This is a genomic window from Rhodohalobacter sp. SW132, assembly GCF_003390325.1.
Classification (GTDB): Bacteria; Bacteroidota; Rhodothermia; order Balneolales; family Balneolaceae; genus SW132.
Genome location: NZ_QUOK01000008.1, coordinates 86,907 through 107,345, shown reverse-complemented (window position 1 = coordinate 107,345; position 20,439 = coordinate 86,907). Strand labels below are relative to the sequence as shown.

Below are 20,439 nucleotides of genomic sequence, written 5' to 3'. Positions count from 1 at the left end.
GAATATTCTTTAGTAAAGCTCTCCTATATGATGTGAAAATTCCGTTCATTGATCCTAAGAGGAACAACAGTTGAGAATAATTCAGCCAAATTAAATAGTAAGGGGAGATATTATCTGGCGAAAATATAAAAAAATTGTTATCAGAAACTGTACAGAACCGGGTTTAGGCAGTGGTTTGTACTACTGGAGAAATCATCTGTTTGCCGCTACGGTTCTCTATATTCTGCCGCTTGGAATACTCGGTTTTGTGCCGGGAATTTATCTGGCTGTTCTGGAAGGATTATGGTACCTGGTTGTAGCGGATTTGATCGGTATTTTAAGCCTTTTGATTATCGCATTTGTACCGGCTGTGCCTGTTTACATTCGTAAGCTACTATTTATTGGGGTTTTCTATAATATTTCAATCGCCCTTCTTGTTTATCTTGGCCTCTATGGTCCCGGTATGATGTTTCTCGCTGCATTGGTCGTATTTACCGTGCTGATACTCGATCGGGTTTACGGTGTGATTTCCCTGGTACTGAACATCTCAATCTGTACCTTTTTTGCTGTAGCAATATACTATACTCTTTGGGATATCCCTCTTACCCAATTCTATGACCTTCAAAGCTGGATTGCTGTTTCGAGCAATCTTGTAATTTTGAGTGCGCTTGCGGTTCTTCTGATCCCGCGCCTGTTTAACGGTCTGCAAAAAAACATCGATGAACAGGAACGGCTCAAAAGTCAGCTCGAGGTAAAGCAGAAGGAACTGGAAATTTCACTTGATAAACTATCAGATAAAAACAGGGAGCTTGAAAGTTTTGCGATGGTTGCGTCACACGACATGAAAGAGCCGCTACGGATGATAGGTAGTTTTATGCAATTACTGAAGGATAACTACTCCGAACGACTGGACGATAAAGCAAAAAAATATATTCATTTTGCAGTAGACGGTGCCAACAGAATGAGTGCTATGATTGATGAATTGCTGGAGTACTCACGGATCGGCCGTAAATACAGTGAACTGGACCAAATTGATACAAATCAACTGGTACTCCAAGTAATCGAGTACCTCAGGCCGGTAATGGAAGAAAAAAATGCGAAAATCGAAAAGGGCGATCTGCCGAAAATTACCGGGGTAACGGTTGCGGTAAAAATGCTGTTTCAAAACCTTCTTGAAAACGCATTAAAATATAGCGGTGATCGTTCACCCCGAATCACAATTACAGCAGAAAAAGTAAAAGAATTTGTTCAATTTGAAATTTCAGATAACGGGATCGGAATTGAAGAAGAATATCAGGATCAGATTTTCCTAATGTTTAAACGCCTTCATTCGAATTCCGAAATTAAAGGTTCAGGTATGGGTCTGGCGATCTGTAAAAAAATAGTAGACCAGCATGGTGGTTCAATTCGTGTATTTTCCACACCAGGAGAGGGAAGTACATTCATATTTACTTTTCCAGAAGAGAGCAAAAAAGTATCGCCTTTGGCATAAAACAGATTTTACGGAATTATAGAATTCTAAAGAAAGAATCGTAAATACTCTGTTATATTGGGCTTGTAAAATGATGGCGTGCATTGCTTTTCTGCTTAACCAAGCAGAATATTTACGTGTATCAGGGCAAAAAATATCGGGATATCATCTGAAATTTACACCGGTCTTCGAACGGATCTGTTTTCCAGAAAAGGATATGTTTGAGTTTTCAAAACATTAGATTTTCGCCGGATTACCGGCAGAGTGTAGCCTTTTTCCTGCTGATAAACGATATTAAATTATTGTCCATAATAGTATTTGATGCTGTACAAAAAAGAAATGGCTTTTGGCAGTACAACAAGCGGCAAACGATAGCAGGCTAAATGCTTTATTTAGGTACGTTTGCTAACCGCTTTAAGGTTTAGAGAAAAAAAGAACAAAACTTTAGGTTAAACCAATACGGGTGAATTGCCGATAACCGACAAAGGTGTGTCCGCTCTTCACTGTTGTATAGAAATGAATGAAGAAGAAGTATGGATCCTGTACACATTTTACTTGTCGAAGATAATGAAGGCGATATTTTTTTAATCAGGGAAGCGTTTGAAGAAGCTCGCGTGATCAACACCATCACTACTGTGAAAGATGGTGAAAAAGCGATCGATTATCTTGAACGAAAAAACGAATATGCTGACGTAACTGAACCGGACCTCATTTTACTCGATGTAAATCTTCCAAGAAAAAATGGGCATGAAGTACTGGCCCACATTAAAAACAGTGAAGATTTAAAACACATACCTGTAGTGATGCTTACAACGTCATCTGCAGAACAGGATATTGTAATGTCGTACAAAAATCATGCAAACTGCTATATAACAAAACCGGTTGAAGTAGACGATTTTTTGAATACGATAACCAAAATTGAAAAATTCTGGATACAGCTTGTTAAACTTCCGTCGAGACGTTAGGATTATTTTTTATGGATCAGCGTGAAAAGAGATATACATTTTTTGTCATTGAGGATAGCAGGGGAGACTACACGCTGGTTGAAGAATATCTGAACGAGCAGTTTCGATTCCCTTCAATTGTTCATGCGGCAACCTATAAAGAGGCTGAAGAAATATTCGAGAAGACCGAAATTCATAACTTTGATTGCATTCTGCTGGACCTCTCATTGCCCGATAAAAGTGGCGAAGCCCTGATTGAAAGTGTAATTCAGCATACCGGGAATATTCCCATCGTTGTACTTACCGGATACACGGATATTAACTTCAGTATGAATTCCCTTGCCAGGGGAATTTCCGACTACCTGCTGAAGGATGAACTCTCCCCCTCACTGCTGCACAAAAGCATTATTTACAGTATTAAACGCAGTAATTTTTCGGAGACGATCAAGGAATCAGAAAAAAAATACCGGGATCTTTTTGAACTCAGTCCGGAACCGATGTGGCTGATCGACTCTAACACAGAACAAATCCTGGATGTCAACAAAGCTGCGGTAAAACATTACGGATACTCAAAAAATGAGTTCCTGGCAATGACTGTTGAAGATATTTATGCTGAGCCGATTACTGAGGCTGCGTGCAAGAGTGTATCAGGCAATGGGGTTTATGTAAAACACCGGAAAAAAAATGGTGATATTATTACGGTGGAGACGGATTGCAATCAAATCAGCTATAAAAACAGAGATGCCCGGCTGATACTCGCTAATGATGTTACAGAAAAGCTTAAGGATGATCAGCACCGAAAACTACTCGAATCGGTGATCACAAATACAGCAGAATCGGTTGTGATTATCGATACATCCGGGAAAACGCACGAAGCGAAAATTGTGTATGTGAATGACGGTTTTTGCAGCATGACCGGTTACAGTGCCGAAGAAGTGCTTGGCAGAACTATTGATTTCATGCACGGTGAAAAAACGGATCCGGGAGATGCAGGGAGGATCAGAGAAGCGATCATCGAAAAGAGATCCTGTGAAGTGGAAGTGATCAACTACAGGAAAGATGGCAGTACTCTGTGGATGCAGACGCTGATGGTGCCGGTTGCAAGTAAAGCAGGTGACTATGATCATATGGTGGCAATCGGACGGGATATTACAGAACGGAAGCGTTCAGAAAATGAGCTGCAGGAATCACTGGAAGAAAAAGAAATTTTGCTAGCCGAAATTCATCACAGAGTAAAAAATAACCTCGCACTGGTGTCCGGTATGTTGCAAATGCAGGTGTTTGATGAAGAGAATGAAGAGGTTATCAATAAACTCAATAACAGTATGCTGCGCGTTGAAACCATGGCGAGCATCCATCAATTACTATACGAATCGAGCAGCTTTTCCAGGCTTGAATTTTCCCGCATCGTAGATAAACTGATGAAGGCGATTCACAGCTCATTTAGTGCAGATAAAAATATTGAGATTGAGATTGAAACCGAGCCATTTGAGCTGAATATCAACCAGGCTGTTCCGTGTTCACTTATCATCAACGAGGTGATTACAAATACCTATAAGCACGCATTTAAAGGGCGGGATAAAGGGTGGATCAAATCCAGCCTGCACCGTGAGAATGAACAGGTTATGTTTAAAATTGAAGACGACGGCAATGGACTACCGGAAGATTTTGATATCGACCAGCTTTCATCACTGGGCACAAAAATTATCACGGCCCTTGTAAAACAACTCGGCGGCACATTTACACTCGAACCACGCAAAGAGGGCGGTACGAAGTTTCAGCTCGAATTCCTCGTGAAAGATGATGAAGTTGCCGAATAGTATATTTCTAAGTTAGTTTCGATAATTCATAAAACTCTGTGTTGATTAGTGTGGGTAGCTTCATATTTTTATAATTCTCTCGGTGTAATTGAAAAGTTCACTTAAAATCAGGTCTGGTGGCTGTTTTCAATATGCTATCGAAAATAATTTGAGGGAAAAATAAAGGATAGCACAAACGTTATGTCTCAATAAAGATTTTTCTGGCAAGTAGTAATTTACATCTTGGGATTTAACCGGCCTTGGCAGTGTGAATGAGGTGGTTAGGTTGATCGGAGCGTATGAGATTGCTTGTATAAAGCACACCGGCCGGATCTCTTAAACTGTCTCTGAGAGTTGCGGACCATTGCTTTATACATCTCATAGCGGAGAGAGACCTCCGAATGAGCAATGGCACAGCCCGGTGGTTTTTGGTTACTTTTTTCCAGAAAAAAGTAACAGGCCAAAGTAATTGTTGCGATTACAAGATTTCGTGCTACCTATACAAAATAGTATAGAGCCACCTATAGAATAAAAACCCTGTCCCGCCTTTCTCTTTTCAGCCTCACAGTTTACATTCAGTAAACGATTCAATTCTTTTCCAAAATAAATAAACAGAGCTATGGCCGAAAATAATCAGAAGAAAATTATTCACATCCATCTGGGAGATCAGAACTACGAAACTGTTTTATCAGCCGGCCGGCACGAACTGCTCGCTGATGAACCGAAACGCTCCGGAGGTGAGGATAAAGGGCCCGATCCGTACGACTATCTTCTGATGTCACTCGGTTCGTGTACCGCAATCACACTGCGAATGTATGCCGAGAGAAAAGAGTGGCCGGTGACGGATATCTTTGTGGAACTTCGTTATTTTAGAGATCACGCTGAAGATTGTATCGACTGTGACGAGAAAAACTCAAAAATTGACAAAATCGAAAAGGAACTGATCGTTAAGGGTGATCTCTCTCAGGAGCAGCTCGATAAACTTCTGGAAATATCGCATAAATGCCCCGTTAACCGAACGCTGCAAGGTACAATTGAGATGGACTCAAAAATTGAACAGAGATAACACTATCCATACATACTTCAGTTTCTTTTCTGAAAAGCAACTGTGTTGGATTGGCAGTCTGCATCTGTTATATTCGTGTTCATTTCTGAACGGAGGAGGAACTCCGGAATTATATAAACACTATTGAATGCCGCTGAAATACATCTATTTCGACCTCGATAACACACTTCTGGATCACAATCAAGCCGAATCAAAATCCCACGAAGCGATCCATTCTATATTTCCGATACTGCAGAATGTTACAATGGAAGACTGGCTCAAAACCTATCAGGTGGTGAACCACAATCTGTGGGTAAAGTACCAGGATGGAGAAATCAGCCGTATTGAACTGCACTATTCCCGGTTTCATGATACCTTGAAAGAGCTCGGTCTTGATACGAAAGATAGCGAAGAGATCGGGACAACCTATATGAATAAATACCGGAATTTCTGGGATTGGGTTGATCAGGCAGAAGAGACGCTAAAACTGACCAGCAAACGATTTAAGGTTGGTATTATAACGAATGGTTTTAAAGAAACGCAGCATCTGAAATTTGATAATCTATCGCTAAACCGTTTTACAAATCAGATGGTGATTTCAGAGGAGCTGGGTGTTTTAAAGCCGCATCCGAAGGTGTTTGATCACGCTACTGAACTTGCGGGAGTGGAGAGAGAACAGATTTTATATGTTGGTGATTCACACTCATCGGATGTGATTGGCGGGAAAAATGCCGGCTGGAAAACAGCCTGGTTTACCGGCGTTGTGGGGGAAGAAGAAACAGAAGTCGAGCCTGATTTCAAGTTCAGCAAATTCCCCGAACTACAGCGCTATCTTAAGCTGATCTGATCGTTCTGATAGATGCTCTCCTAAAAAGCATTAACGGAGTGTACAAAACCGAAATATCTTAAGAAGACTGTGAATATAATATTGAACACCCCTCCATATGGAGTGTATTTGGGACATAGGGAGGGGTCGGGGGCATAAGCGCTAACTTAAAATCGTGAACACTTTAATTATTGTTTCAAAATGTCTGGGACTGTCCAAAAAGAGCGTAGTATTGTAGAAAAGTTATCTATTTCGTCATCCCGGACCCCGATCCGGGATCTCCTACCCTAATAAATGCAGGAGATACCGGATCAAAGTCCGGTATGACGCTCTTTTTGGACAGCCAAACTGTATCAAACACTACTATATTTGTTTAAGTTAGCGCTTATGGGGGACGGGGTGGGTGAAAATGAACGGATACTCTATTTGGCGGTGTGCTAAAGATATTTACTCTTTTTCAGCACTTCAGTTTGAAAATCCTCAGAATCGAAGGGGAAAAGTAGAGTGAGAATTCGTATTTTACGATGATATAAAAGAAATCGAAAATAGTTCTCACTCAATGTCTCAAACGAAGGTACACGAACCGGAAGTAACGCTCGAACTTGCTATTGAACACGGCCTGAACGAGGAAGAATTTGAAATGATCAAATCGTATCTCGGCAGGATCCCAACCTTTTCTGAGCTGGGTGTCTATTCCGTGATGTGGAGTGAACACTGCTCCTACAAAAACTCCATTCTCGAAATTAAAAAACTGCCCCGTAGCGGCCCTCAGCTTCTTGTTGATGCAGGTGAGGAGAACGCCGGACTTGTGGATATTGGCGACGGACTCGCGTGCGCATTTAAAATTGAAAGTCACAATCACCCTTCAGCGATTGAACCGTACCAGGGAGCGGCTACCGGTGTGGGCGGAATTCATCGCGACATTTTTACCATGGGAGCGCGTCCGGTTGCATCCCTGAACTCACTTCGGTTTGGATCGATGAATGAACCCCGGGTTCGATATCTGCTCGACGGGGTGGTTCGCGGAATCTCCGATTATGGAAATTCATTTGGAGTACCGGTTGTAGGCGGTGAAGTCTGCTTTGATGAAGCGTACGAGGGAAATCCTCTTGTAAATGCGATGAGTATTGGTCTGGTAAAAGTGGGCGAAACGGCTTCTGCAATTGCTGAAGGGATCGGGAACCCGGTGATTATTGTAGGTGCAAGTACAGGCCGCGATGGTATTCATGGTGCAACCTTTGCATCGGAAGAGATCAGCGAAGAGAGTGAGGCCAAACGGCCAAGTGTTCAGGTTGGTGACCCGTTTACTGAAAAACTTCTTCTTGAAGCGAGCCTTGAAGTGCTGAAAACCGGCGCCGTTGTGGGGATGCAGGATATGGGAGCAGCCGGAATTGCATGCTCTTCATCCGAAATGACCGCAAAGGGAGGACAGGGAATGCGTCTCGATCTCGATAAAGTTCCAATGCGGGAAGATGGAATGACGGCCTACGAATTGCTGCTCAGCGAAAGCCAGGAGCGCATGCTCGTGGTAGCGGAAAAAGGACGGGAACAGGAAGTAATTGACGTTTACGAAAAATGGGACCTAAACGCTGTTGTCATTGGTGAAGTGGTTGAAGGGGATAAAGTAACCTACCTGAAAGATGGTGAAGTGAAGGCCGATATTCCCGCGGATTCTCTCGTGCTTGGCGGCGGTGCACCGCAATATGAACGGGAAGCGGTACGCCCCAAATACCTGGATGAAGTTCAGTCATTTGATTTCTCCACTTTGTCGCATCCGAAAGATCATAACAAAACATTGAAATCACTGTTATCCGCTCCGAATATCGCATCCAAACGATGGGTACATGAACAGTATGATACCATGGTGCGAACCAATACAGTGAATGCTCCCGGTGCTTCAGATTCCGGTGTGATTCGCATCAAGGGATCCAATAAAGGTCTTGCGGTTAAAACCGATTGCAACGGGCGATATGTCTACCTGAACCCGCGGCGCGGCGGGCAGATTGCGGTGGCAGAATCAGCCCGCAATGTGGTGTGCAGCGGAGCCAAACCGGTGGCTATTACTAACTGTCTCAATTTTGGAAATCCCTACAAGCCTGAAGTATACTGGACATTTCGGGAGGCGGTTGGCGGAATGGGAGACGCATGCAGGGCGCTGAATACACCCGTAACCGGCGGAAATGTAAGTCTCTACAATGAAAACCCTAACGGTGCGATTTTCCCAACACCGGTTATCGGTATGCTGGGCATTGTTGAAGATGTTGAAAAACATATCATGACGCCCGGTTTTAAAAACAGCGACGATATTGTCTATTATATTGGAAGCCGGCGCCACGGACTTGGCGGCAGTGAATACCTGAAAACCGTTCACGGAATTACTTCAGGAGATGCCCCTGAGCTTGACCTTGAGTTTGAAGTAAAGCTGCAGAAGATTTTGCTTGATGCAATCCAAAACGGAAAAATAAATGCGGCCCACGATATTTCTGACGGAGGTATTGCGGTTACCCTTGCTGAAATGGCAATCTTCTCCGGAATCGGGGCGAATGTTTCTGTCAAAGAACTGAACGGGTCGATCATCGACGTACTCTACAGTGAGGCGCAATCTGGTGTGGTAGTTACCGTACCGAGGTCCGATGCACGCTCTCTCGAGGTGTTTTTTGATAAACACGATCTGCCGTATGATGAGCTCGGTGTTGTGGGTGGTAAAAAGCTGATCATCGACGAATTCGTTGAAACTCCGGTTGAAGAGCTGAAAGAAGTTTATGAGTCTGTGATTCCAAAAGCGATGGGGCAGTAGAGATATTCTGTTTCATAACCAGGCGATTTTCGCGAACGATTCTCATCACCATTTCCTTGTTTCGATGAACAAAGAATTGAAATGATGCGGTATCAAAATTGAAAAATGTGTTGATACCGCGAAGGAATTTACAGAACCATTATGGATGATAAAGTAGTATTGATTGTAGGCGGATCGGGTGGAATTGGCCAGGCATCTGCTGATCTATTCACCAAAGCCGGAGCCAAAGTTGTACTGGCAGCACGCGATCGCTCAAAAGCAGATGATAAAGCGAAAGAGATTAACGATTCAGGAGGAGAAGCTTTTGTGATTGAAGTGGACGTCACTGACCTGGCCTCGGTTTCTGCTATGGCACGAGAGGTGCACGAAGATCTTGGGCAGATTGATGTTTTGGTAAACGCTTTTGGGGTAGGCCTGATCCAGCCGGTGCTCGATATCAAACCCGATCACGCCAAAGAAGTATTTGACGTAAATGTGTTTGGTACATTTCTTGTTACACAGGCGGTAATGCGATACATGGCCACAGATAAACAAGGACGCATCATTATGTTTCCCGGCATTCTTGGCAAAGCTGTAATGAAAAACACCTCGGTCTATTCCGCATCAAAATATGCGGTGACAGGATTTACAAAAGCATTGGTTGTAGAGCAGCGACGCGGAAATATCAAATTTTCACTCCTCTATCTTGGCGGAGTCGACACGGAGTTCTGGGATAATCCGAATGTAGATATGCGGGTTCAGAAAGATAAGATGCTAAGCCCGCAAGAGGTCGCAAAAGCGGTCTACTATGCAGCATCACAACCGGCGCAATCAGTGCTTAACGAAATAGTGATTCAGCCGGAATCTCACCAAATGGTCTAAACCCCGGTTGACGGCTGCCCCGAGGGGATCACTATGTGGCATTTGCGCAACCTGCCAGAGTAGCCGAGCGCTTTTTTGCGAGGATTCCTGGCAGAGTTGCTAACTACAGTGATACTCAAAACCTGAGTTCTATTTAAAAATGTCAAAAACAGTCCAAAAAGGGCGTCATCTCGCATCCCGAAGGCGTTCGGGACGTGATCTCACGTCCTTATCAAGGCAGGAGATACCGGATCGGAGTCCGGCATGACATAATTATTGACGAATTAAATTAACTAACGCCCTTTTTGGACTGTTTTTGTTGATATACGAAAAATTTAAGAATCGAACTCAGGTTCAAAATAAATCCTCGGTCCGCAGATACAGAGTGCAGACGAGGTTCTTACCCCGCCCCCGAGTCAGATCGAACTACCATATCCTTCGTGAGCCAGCATCCGGCCGGTTTCGTCGTACGATTCCTTATCTTCCGGCGCCCACGTTCCGAGTCCGTCAACGTAACGGTTGTACATGCAAAAGGCGGCCGCAATCAAAACTGTATCGTGGATTTCACGGTCTGTTGCTCCTTCACTCCGTGCAGCTTCGATATCTTTCTCCTCTACCTTATTGCCTAAAATCTGCACTTTTCCGGCAATATTGAGCAGTTCACGAAGCTTGTCTGAGATTTCCGTTTTCTGAAACCCGTTTTTGATATCGTCCAGAAGATCCAAATCTCCATCCAGGTGGTGTGCTGCAGCCGCGCCGTGGCAAGAGTGACAAAAATGGCACTCATTGCGGTGAGAGACATACGAAGCAATCATTTCCCGTTCGGCAGAAGTAAGTGTTGATGGCCCTCGTAAAAGGATTTCGGCCAGCTCATTGAGCGGTTTAGCCGTTTCCGGGCTGTATGTCATCAAACCGACAATTCCCGGCAGATCGTTATTCAGATTAATATAGGACATGGTTCTCGCTTTTGGTTATGTGATAGCATTGTGATGTCATCGTTAAAATATTGTGTAGTGAGTCTGTCCAAAAAGTGGATTTTTATTAATCAGCGCCAAATTAATTCAAATTTTTGAGTTAAACTTGAGCACCTGATCTTTTTGACCCACCCCCGGCCCCTCCCTATGTCGCAAAAACACTTCATATGGAGGGGAGCTCAATAAAACATTCATAGCCTACTTAAGGTATTTAGGTTCTGAGAATTCAGTTCATGCTTTTTGGACAGCCTCACTGTTTTGAAGATCTTGTGACTTTTGATGCCACAGTAGATACTTACCTGTTATGTTACTCCGCAACAGGGCATTTTGCAAGTGAAGTGGTAAAACTCTTTTGCAAAATTGACATTCCCTCATCAAGCTGATCTTTCTGAATGGTGAGCGGCGGTCGAAACCGGATGGTTTTTGTGCCGCAGCCAAGGATCATCAATCCATTTTTTAAGGCCTCTTTTAAAACGGCATCCCGGGAATGCGTATCCGGCAGATCGATAGCACAGAAAAGTCCTTTACCCCTGGGGTTGGATAGATGTTCGGAGCTATCGGCCCAATCTGAAATTTTTTGTTGCAGATATTCACCTGTTTCAGCGGCGTGATCAACAAGTTTATCCTCTTCAATCACTTCCAGAATACGATCAAACCGAACCATATCCACCAGGTTTCCTCCCCATGTGGAATTGATACGTGAGGAGACGTGAAAACAGTTTGTGTCGATATCATCAACTCTGTCGGATGCAAGAATTCCGCAAACTTGTGCTTTTTTACCGAAAGCGAGGATGTCGGGTTTTACGTAGTGCTCATGGCACCAGAATTTCCCGGTAAGTCCAACCCCGGTTTGTACCTCATCGTAAATCAGCAGTGCATCATATTCATCAGCCAGATTTCGCAGTTCACGATGATATTCGGTTCTGAAATGGTTGTCGCCGCCTTCGCCCTGGATCGGTTCAAGCAGAATACAGGCGATGTCATCTTTATAGATTTCAAAATATTGCCGTGCCTGGGCGAGAGATTTTTGTTCTTCTTTCTTCACTGCCTCAAGACTGGTTTCATCCAGCGGGTGGCTGACGGTTGGATTGTGAATTCTTGGCCAGTCGAATTTCGGGAAATATTTTACTTTTTTTGGATCGGTGTTGGTAAGCGAGAGCGTATACCCGCTGCGGCCGTGGAACGCTTTGTCGAGATGAAGAACTTTGTGCCCTTTCTCGTGCCTGTAACCTTTCTCAAAATTTTTCTGCACTTTCCAGTCAAACGCCACTTTAAGGGCATTTTCTACGGCAAGGGCTCCTCCGGAAACAAAAAAGGTATACGGCATGTAATCCGGGATGCCGACCCGTGAAAATGTATCCACAAAATGGGCCATCTCTTCTGTATAGACATCAGAATTGGACGGTTTATTAATGGCAACCTGACCCAGTTTTTGAACAAAATCGGGATCTTCAGCCAATCGGTCATGATTCATTCCCAGCGGATTGGATGCAAAAAACGTAAAGAAATCGAGATACTTCTTACCGGTAACCGAATCGTGGAGATAGGCGCCTTTACTTTTTTTCAGATCGAGAACAATTTCAAAACCGTCTGCCAGTATATGTTTTTGCAGGGTCGGTCGAACATCTTGGGGGGATATCATCAGTATAGAGCTCCGTTTGATTATTATATTGAATCGCGAAAATATTACTATGATAATGATAACAAACAGAACCGGCAAAAATCAAAATCGCTGATTTGGATTGAATTAGTCCTTTGAGCCTTCCAAATAGCAGGTTTTTGCAATCAAATTTAACTTTAGTGAAGATAGGAGTAGATTTACACCATCAAATCCCGAAATAAAAAAACCCGGCAATTCAGTAAATAAAACTGAAGTTGCCGGGTTTTGTAAATTGGTCCGTAAAAATGCTGAAAGAAATTACTTAATCAGCGTCATTCTGCGGGTTTGCGTAAAGTTATCAGCCTGGATTCTGTACAGGTAGACACCGCTTGAGAGGGCACTTGCATCGAATGATACATTGTATTGCCCTGCGCTCTGGCGGGTGTCAACCACGGTAGCCACTTGCTGTCCGGTTACACTGAATACTTCGATTCTTACATTGGAAGCTTCAGGTAACGCATAGCTGATTGTTGTTGTGGGGTTGAAAGGATTCGGGTAGTTTTGATTGAGTTCAAAGCTTCCCGGCAGGATGTCTGAAACCTCTTCGTTACTTGTTGCAACTCCGAGTTCAATTACGTTTCCATCAGGCAGAACTACAATACCACCAAATGCGGGACCGTCGTTATTTGCTGACGGATTCAGGAATCCGCTGGCGAGAATAACACCGGTGCTTCCTGCGAGAGTGGACACATCTGCATCAAAAGATACAAGAGGTTCAGTACCGCCTGCGGCAAAAATGTCAATTACATATTCACCGGCTGGCACATTGATGTAATCATCTGTGTAATCGGTGAATGAGAATCCATCCGCAAGCTGAGCAACATCACGTGCAGCTACATCAACAGCAGGTGCATCAGGAGAACCGTGGTATAAAAGGAACTCGAATTCATTTTCATCTGCAGCGGTTGTTGATGCGTTAGGAATGACATCCAGGAAAAATCCAGTATCCACGCCATCTGGATTATCAGCAAATGCTGAAGGATCAAGCACGCCGGTTGCAACTACGTAATAGCTCCAGCCTGAGGTGAACTCAACTCCTGCAAACTCAATACCTGCTTCGATGCCGGCATCTTCCGGTGAAACCACAATATCAAGCGGCGTATCTCCGGGAAGTTCTAAAAATGGAGTTGCTGTTCTGAATTCTACACCCGGAAGCGTCAGCTCACCGTTCACAAAAACGTCAACAGATGCGGCTGCTGGGTCCGGCGAATTATGAATGATTTGTACATTTGCCATATCGGCATCCGTAACTGCATCAAGCAGAACCGTCGTGCCATCAGGCAGAACGGCTAACAGGCCAAATCCGTTATCTTCACCGGCATAATCGGTGAAAAATCCGGATGCAAGTACGACTAGGGCGCCGCCTTCAAGTCCGAGATCAGCGAGGGGTGCTTCAAATTCAACCAGAACATCACCGCCGGCACCTGCAATTCCTACAATCTCATTTTGCGGGCTGAGCGGTACATAACCTGTGAACTCAGGAAATGCGAGGTTAGGAACAGCTGCGGCATCTTCAACCTGGGTAAGATAGATATCCACAGCGGGTGCATCCGGCGAGCCGTGATGAATGTTGATGTCGGTCATCGCTGGGTCGGAGGCTTCGGTTTGACCTGCTCCGTAGACTTCAAGAGAAAATCCGGCAGCATCGGGAAACTCAGCTTCGTCTACAACACCTGATGCGACAACAATATAGTATCCATCTTCATCGAGGGTGTAGGTGAAGGGTCCGACGGCGTTCTCAATTCCGGCATCGGCGGGGGCGATCTGAATATTCAGTTCTACTCCGGCGGGTACTTCGGTGAAGGCCGTTGCCGCACGGAAATCAACTCCGGTTAGGAATTCATCACCATTCACAAAGATATCTACAGAGGATACTGCAGGATCCGGTGAATTATGGATGATTTGGAGATTCGCGGTTGGATCTTCCTCTTCAACTGCATCAAGCAGAACCGTTGTGCCATCAGGCAGAACAGCCAGTATTCCAAAACTGTTTCCGTAACTCGCATACTCTTCAGTAAAAAATCCGGATGCGAGTACAACTAATGCGCTGCCTTCAAGGCCGAGGTCAGCGAGCGGTGCTTCAAATTCAACCAGCACATCACCGCCGGCGCCTGCAATTCCTACAATCTCATTTTGCGGGCTGAGCGGTACATAACCTGTGAACTCAGGGAATGCGAGGTTAGGAACAGCTGCGCCATCTTCAACCTGGGTGAGATAGATATCCACAGCGGGTGCGTCCGGTGAGCCGTGATGAATGTTGATGTCGGTCATCGTTGGGTCAGAAGCTTCGGTTTGACCGGCTCCGTAGACTTCAAGAGAAAATCCGGCAGCATCGGGAAACTCAGCTTCGTCTACAACACCTGATGCGACAACAATATAGTATCCATCTTCATCGAGGGTGTAGGTGAAGGGTCCGACGGCGTTCTCAATTCCGGCATCGGCGGGGGCGATCTGAATATTCAGTTCCACTCCTGCGGGTACTTCGGTAAATGCAGTGGCATCGCGGAAATCAACACCGGTTAGGAATTCATCACCATTCACAAAGATATCTACAGTGGAAACTGCAGGATCTGGTGAATTATGGATGATTTGGAGATTCGCGGTTTCGTCTTGTGCAAATGCACTTGAAACCGCTACCAGCATCACTAAAAAAGCAGACGTAAAGTAACTTAGAAACGTAAATATACGGTTCATAGGATTGGGGTTAAGTTGGGGTTACAGTGAATCCTGACAACCTTCACACATATATTTGTGAGAAAGGATTTCAGAGAACTGTTCTGAAAATTTGAAAACCGCTAAAAGTTAGGGTTCCAAAAAGTCAGATATTTTCAGAACTATCGAATAAACTTCCGGTGAAAAGAGATCGTTCCCATAAAATCGTGAGTGGCAGCAATTTTGATTTAAAATTCAGAATTCCGGCAGATGTGAGGAGAGTAATTCCGGCCGGTTGTTCTGAAAGCCTGTTTTTTAGAAATGGAAAACAGGGCATAAAAAAATGCCCTGTTTAAAATTGGAAGATTAGAAGAGAAGTTCAGGAGCGATTAAACTCAAGAATTGTTTTTTCTATAATTTTGATGCATTCATCAAGCTGTTCGGAGGTCATCACCAGCGGAGGGGCAAACCGGATGATATTTCCGTGTGTCGGTTTTGCAAGTAACCCATTTTCTTTCAGTTTCACACAGATATCCCACGCCGTACTGCTTCCTGGGCTGTCATTAATTTCAATTGCGTTCAGAAGGCCTTTGCCGCGAACCGTATTGATTAACTTCGATTTCTCTTTCAGTTCGTTCATTTTATTTCTGAACTGAATTCCAAGCTTACGTGCGTTTACAGCCAGGTTTTCATCCCGGACGACATTCAGCGCCGCTATCGCTACTTTTGCTGCCAGGGGATTTCCGCCGAAAGTTGACCCGTGCTGACCCGGTTTGATGACATCCATTACCTCTTGATCAGCCAGCACCGCTGATACCGGGTACACTCCGCCTGACAGTGCTTTTCCAAGAATTAGAATATCTGGTTTTACATACGTTTCAGGCTGCCGTTCACAGTGGTTTTCGCAGGTGCAATCTCCGCAAACCGCAAGCAGGCTGCCGGTTCGGGCAATGCCGGTCTGAATTTCATCCGCAATAAAAAGAGCATCGTACTTATGGCACAAAGCTTTCGCCTTTGAAAGATAATCTTCATCAGGTACCATCACACCGGCTTCACCCTGTATCGGTTCAACAAGAAAACCTGCAACCGAATCATCCTGCAGTGCGCTTTCAAGATCATCAATATTGTTGTATTCAACTTTTATAAAACCCGGAGTGTAGGGGCCGAAATTTTTCTGAGCATCTGTATCATTCGAAAAGGAGATGATCGTTGTAGTTCTCCCGTGAAAGTTATTTGTGCAGACAATAATCTTCGCTTCGTTTTCAGGGATTCCTTTCTTTTCGTAGGCCCATTTCCGGCAGATTTTGATAGCCGTTTCCACACCTTCTGCCCCGGTGTTCATTGGCAGAACTTTATCAAACCCGAAATATTCGGTGATAAATTTTTCATATGGCCCCAGCACATCGTTATAAAACGCACGTGAAGTCAGCGTGAGTGTTTCTGCCTGCTCCTTGAGTGCCCCGATAATGGCGGGATGGCAATGGCCTTGATTTACCGCTGAATACGCGGATAAAAAATCGAAATACCGGTTTCCCTCCGGATCCCACACATAGACTCCATCACCTTTTGAGAGTACAACCGGCAGCGGATGATAATTGTGGGCACCATATTTGTTTTCGAGTGCGATTGCGTCTTTTGTAGATGTCATGCAGTTACATTTAATAAAAATTTACAACCCTAAGATAGCGAATAGAAGTTGGAGGGGCGACAGAGAATTTTGAAAGATTTTAGGGGAAGCGGATCAAGTTTAAAGAAGATGATAAGCATCATTTTAGGATAGAGTAGCAAATGGCAGTAAAAAGTCATGTAAGATACAAGCTATCGATTTAATTTTTATCTGGTTTGTGGGGGAGGTCTTGATGTAACTCTCTGTAGTCTGGAAAAAGCAGGGTATGATATTGGATATGAGAAATATTTGTCAGAATGTAAACGCTTTTTTTGATTAGATATGGCCTGTTCTGAATTGAGATAAAAAATTAGTTTTAAATAGTTGTTAAAAAGCACTAACATTGGTGATGGGACGGTATAAGATAAAAAATATGCGAAAAGACTAATTTATCCGGGATAAAATACAATGCACTTCTGGAAGGTAGTTACGCAAGTTTTCCAATTATGCCGTCAATCTATTGTAACTATAATCATAAGTAATTTAGAGGTACCATATGCTGAAGAAGCTACTTCTTTTCACGGCCGTGAGTCTGATTTCGGTCCCGTTCGTTTTTGCACAGACGAGCAACATATCAGGCACGATAACGGATTCGGAGACAGGTGAGCCAGTCCCGCAGGCAAATATCTACATAGTAGAATTGCAACGTGGTGATGCTGCCAACTTCGATGGATATTTTGAAATCAACAATGTTGAGCACGGAACCTATACGTTTCGCATTACTTCGGTTGGATATCGACCTATTCAGGAAGAAGTAACTGTAAATGCAAACAACACTTCCTTTGAGTTCGAACTGAGCCCGGATCTTCGCTTGTTAGACGATGTTGTGGTTACAGCTTTCGGAGTCCAGAGAGAAGAACGATCACTCGGATACTCTATTCAGGAGATTTCAGGTGATGTGGTTTCGCGAACCGACAGAAATAACATTGTCGGCGCATTATCAGGCCAGGTTTCGGGTGTCCAGGTTGTTGGATCTTCCGGAGCAAATATCGGCGGTTCAGAGCGTATCCGGATTCGTGGTGCAAACGGACTTTCGGATGGCCAGCCTCTTTTTGTGATTGACGGTACACCCATGGATAACAGCTCATTTTTGATATCAGGCGGTGGAAATGCCCGGGGTCGTGACCTTGGAAATCTGATGTCTGATTTAAATATCCAAAATGTTGAATCGATTTCAGTACTGAAAGGTGCGGCTGCATCAGCTCTTTACGGAAACCGGGCTTCAAATGGTGTGGTTCTTATAACAACCAGAAGCGGTCAGATGGGAGAAGCTCAGCGAATCCAGGTAGATTATTCAAACAGTACCTATTTTGAAAATGTGAGTCTGCTCCCCGATTATCAAAATGAATATGCCGGCGGATACAATCAGAACTTTATTGAGTATACGGATCCCGTAACCGGAGGAACCTATAACGGATTAAACTACGCAGCTGATGAAAGCTGGGGCCCCCGAATGGATGGCCGGATGTATCGCCCCTGGTGGTCATGGTTTGATCACGATTTTACAGGAGACGGACAAAGTGATTATGGCCGTGAAGTAGCCCTGAATCCTCAACCGGACAATGTTCGGGAGTTCTTTGATACAGGTGTACGTTTGTCCAATTCACTGGCTATTACAGGCGGATCAGAAAACAGCTCTTTTCGCGCTGCATTAAACCACACGACACACAATGGAGTAATTCCAAATTCACAAATTGATAGAACTGCTATAAACTTTAACGGAGCATTATCGCACACCGATAGGTTTAATTCACGTGTTGCATTCAATTACGTGAATACAAGCGGTGAAGGCCGGCCGGCGCAAGGTTATTCTCCGGCTCAGGGAAACCCGATGCAGTCGTTCAATCAGTGGTTTCAGCGACAGCTTAATATGGACATGCTCCGTGAATACCGAACCGCAGACGGAACTCCAACCTCGTGGAATATCCGGTCGAATACCGACCTCAGACCACTCTATTGGGATAGCCCGTTCTTCTCCATCAATGAAAATACTTCAACTGATTCGCGAGACAGAATTTTTGGGAACTACTCTCTTTCCTATAATGTGCTGGACAATCTTGAGTTGATCGGTAAGCTGCACCTGGATACGTACAGTTTTACTGCAGAAGATAGAATTGCGTCTGGTGGACTTGAGCAGGATTGGTTTTACATTGCCCAGCGAACACGGCGTGAAGTAAACTATGAAGCCGGACTTCAGTTTGAAGAGAATTATGAAGATTTCTCTTTCAATACCTATTTAGGGGCCAATATAAGACAGGAACGATACAGTTCACTGATTCAGCAGACAGCGGGTGGACTCTCAACACCAAACTTCTATAACATTGATGCATCCATCGACAGACCAAATGTTTCAAATTTCAAGTCTGAAAAAGATGTAAGAAGCCTCTATGGTAACTTAACCGTTGGTTTCAGAGATCTGATTTACCTTGAAGGTTCTGTGAGAAATGACTGGTCTTCAGCTCTACCTGCTAATGATAACTCTTACCTCTACTATAGCCTTTCCAGTAGTTTGGTGTTTACTGAGTTCGATGTTTTTGCAAATCAGGATGTATTATCATTTGGTAAACTGCGGGCGTCGTTAGCGCAAGTTGGAAACGATCTCGATCCATACCAGATTTTCCAGACCTTTAGCACAAGTACCCCATATGGGAATAATCCGACTCAGACCGTACCGAACACGCTGAACAACAATCAGCTTCGTCCGGCAATCTCAACAGATTATGAGGTTGGAATTGACTTACGGTTCTTTAACGGTAATCTCAGAACCGATGTAAACTATTTCAATTCTATTCGCGAAGATGAAATTCTTAGTTTGCAGGTTCCTGGTGCTGCCGGATTTAGCCAGGCTGTTGTGAATGCAGGTAAATTTACAACAACCGGTTGGGAAGTATCGCTCGGTTCCACTGTGTTTCAAAACCAAAACTGGAATGTGGATCTTGGATTAAACTGGGCAACCTCGAACGCACAGGTTGATGAACTTGCAGAAGGCATTACAACCCGATTGCTTGAAAGCGGATTCTTCGGTGCAGCTCTGTATGCTGAAGAAGGTCGTGAGTGGGGTAATATTGTAACTACCGGCGGATATGGTGGTTTTGCAATCCATGAAGAAACCGGACAGCGTATCGTAAACGACAATGGCCGGTATGCAATTGAAACCAACAAAGATCTTGGGAATATTTTACCGGATTGGACAGGTGGATTCCGAATGGATGTGAACTACAGAAACTTCTCACTTGGAACATTCTTCGATTACCAAAAAGGCGGGCAGTTCTACAGTCTTACAAAAATGTTCAATGCATACTCCGGACTGGGAGCAGAAACTGTTGGAAACAATACGCTTGGAAACCCGCTGCGTAACCCCGTAGTTAATTCTGCAGGCGAAGCTGTTGCATTCGTACCGCTCAACGATGCGGCTTCAAATTCAGGAGGTGTACTTGTTGAAGGGGTGAATCCTGATGGAAATGAAGTGGCATACCTTTACCAGGCGTCATTGCACTATCCATATATGTTTAATATAAAAGAGGAGTGGATTTATGATGCAAGCTATCTCAAACTTCGTGAAATCAAACTGACCTACAATTTGCCTTCAGAATTCCTTGCGAATCTGCCGCTGCAACGGGCCAGTGTTTCACTTGATATTCAGAATGCATTTCTGCTCTACTCCAGCGTTGACGGTATTGATCCATCCATCATTCAGAATAATGCAAACGGTTTTGCATTCTGGGAAGGCGGCGGACTGCCACCAACACGAACAATTGGTTTTAATATCAATTTGAGCTTCTAAAA

The 20,439-nt window shown here is 44.2% G+C and carries 13 protein-coding genes; 8 read left to right on the top strand and 5 right to left on the bottom strand.

The annotated features are described in order from the left end of the window. Nucleotides 1-175: 175 nt before the first annotated feature. The 7 genes from DYD21_RS14860 (at nt 176) to DYD21_RS14830 (ending at nt 9,722) form a co-directional block, all read left to right on the top strand. On the top strand, nt 176-1,471 hold the full coding sequence (locus DYD21_RS14860; RefSeq protein WP_116037786.1) for an ATP-binding protein: 1,296 nt from the start codon (nt 176-178) through the stop codon (nt 1,469-1,471). A 512-nt stretch (nt 1,472-1,983) separates the two neighbouring features. Next, complete coding sequence (locus DYD21_RS14855) at nt 1,984-2,415, top strand: response regulator (protein WP_116037785.1); 432 nt, start codon at nt 1,984-1,986, stop codon at nt 2,413-2,415. Between the two features lie 11 nt (nt 2,416-2,426). Then, nucleotides 2,427-4,214: a PAS domain S-box protein gene (locus tag DYD21_RS14850; RefSeq protein ID WP_116037784.1), complete on the top strand. Its 1,788-nt coding sequence runs from the start codon at nt 2,427-2,429 to the stop codon at nt 4,212-4,214. Nucleotides 4,215-4,812: 598 nt separating this feature from the next. Further along, nucleotides 4,813-5,259 (top strand): OsmC family protein, encoded by a 447-nt coding sequence (locus DYD21_RS14845; protein ID WP_116037783.1) that lies wholly within the window; start codon nt 4,813-4,815, stop codon nt 5,257-5,259. A 127-nt stretch (nt 5,260-5,386) separates the two neighbouring features. Further along, the gene (locus DYD21_RS14840) at nt 5,387-6,085 is read left to right on the top strand and encodes a YjjG family noncanonical pyrimidine nucleotidase (protein ID WP_116037782.1); all 699 of its coding nucleotides are present in this window, start codon (nt 5,387-5,389) and stop codon (nt 6,083-6,085) included. A gap of 538 nt (nt 6,086-6,623) precedes the next feature. Next, nucleotides 6,624-8,861 (top strand): phosphoribosylformylglycinamidine synthase subunit PurL, encoded by a 2,238-nt coding sequence (gene purL, locus DYD21_RS14835; protein WP_116037781.1) that lies wholly within the window; start codon nt 6,624-6,626, stop codon nt 8,859-8,861. 141 nt (nt 8,862-9,002) lie between these two features. Then, complete coding sequence (locus DYD21_RS14830) at nt 9,003-9,722, top strand: SDR family oxidoreductase (protein WP_116037780.1); 720 nt, start codon at nt 9,003-9,005, stop codon at nt 9,720-9,722. A gap of 395 nt (nt 9,723-10,117) precedes the next feature. On the opposite strand, the gene DYD21_RS14825 is transcribed toward DYD21_RS14830, so the two are convergent. The 5 genes from DYD21_RS14825 to rocD form a co-directional block, all read right to left on the bottom strand. Next, a complete protein-coding gene (locus DYD21_RS14825) occupies nt 10,118-10,657 on the bottom strand; it encodes a carboxymuconolactone decarboxylase family protein (RefSeq protein ID WP_116037779.1) in 540 nt (179 codons plus the stop codon). Nucleotides 10,658-10,982: 325 nt separating this feature from the next. Further along, nucleotides 10,983-12,317 (bottom strand): L-lysine 6-transaminase, encoded by a 1,335-nt coding sequence (gene lat / locus DYD21_RS14820; protein WP_116037778.1) that lies wholly within the window; start codon nt 12,315-12,317, stop codon nt 10,983-10,985. Between the two features lie 276 nt (nt 12,318-12,593). Further along, nucleotides 12,594-15,029: a DUF4397 domain-containing protein gene (locus DYD21_RS14815; protein WP_116037777.1), complete on the bottom strand. Its 2,436-nt coding sequence runs from the start codon at nt 15,027-15,029 to the stop codon at nt 12,594-12,596. 124 nt (nt 15,030-15,153) lie between these two features. After that, nucleotides 15,154-15,324, bottom strand: coding sequence for a hypothetical protein (locus DYD21_RS21130; RefSeq protein ID WP_158607313.1), 171 nt, complete (start codon nt 15,322-15,324; stop codon nt 15,154-15,156). A 42-nt stretch (nt 15,325-15,366) separates the two neighbouring features. Further along, on the bottom strand, nt 15,367-16,635 hold the full coding sequence (rocD, locus tag DYD21_RS14810) for an ornithine--oxo-acid transaminase (RefSeq protein WP_116037776.1): 1,269 nt from the start codon (nt 16,633-16,635) through the stop codon (nt 15,367-15,369). A gap of 514 nt (nt 16,636-17,149) precedes the next feature. Between rocD and DYD21_RS14805 the strand changes: the two genes are divergently transcribed. Continuing rightward, nucleotides 17,150-20,437 carry a SusC/RagA family TonB-linked outer membrane protein gene (locus DYD21_RS14805; protein WP_116037775.1) on the top strand — a complete coding sequence of 1,096 codons (3,288 nt, stop codon included), beginning with the start codon at nt 17,150-17,152 and terminating at the stop codon, nt 20,435-20,437. The last annotated feature ends 2 nt before the right edge of the window (nt 20,438-20,439 follow it).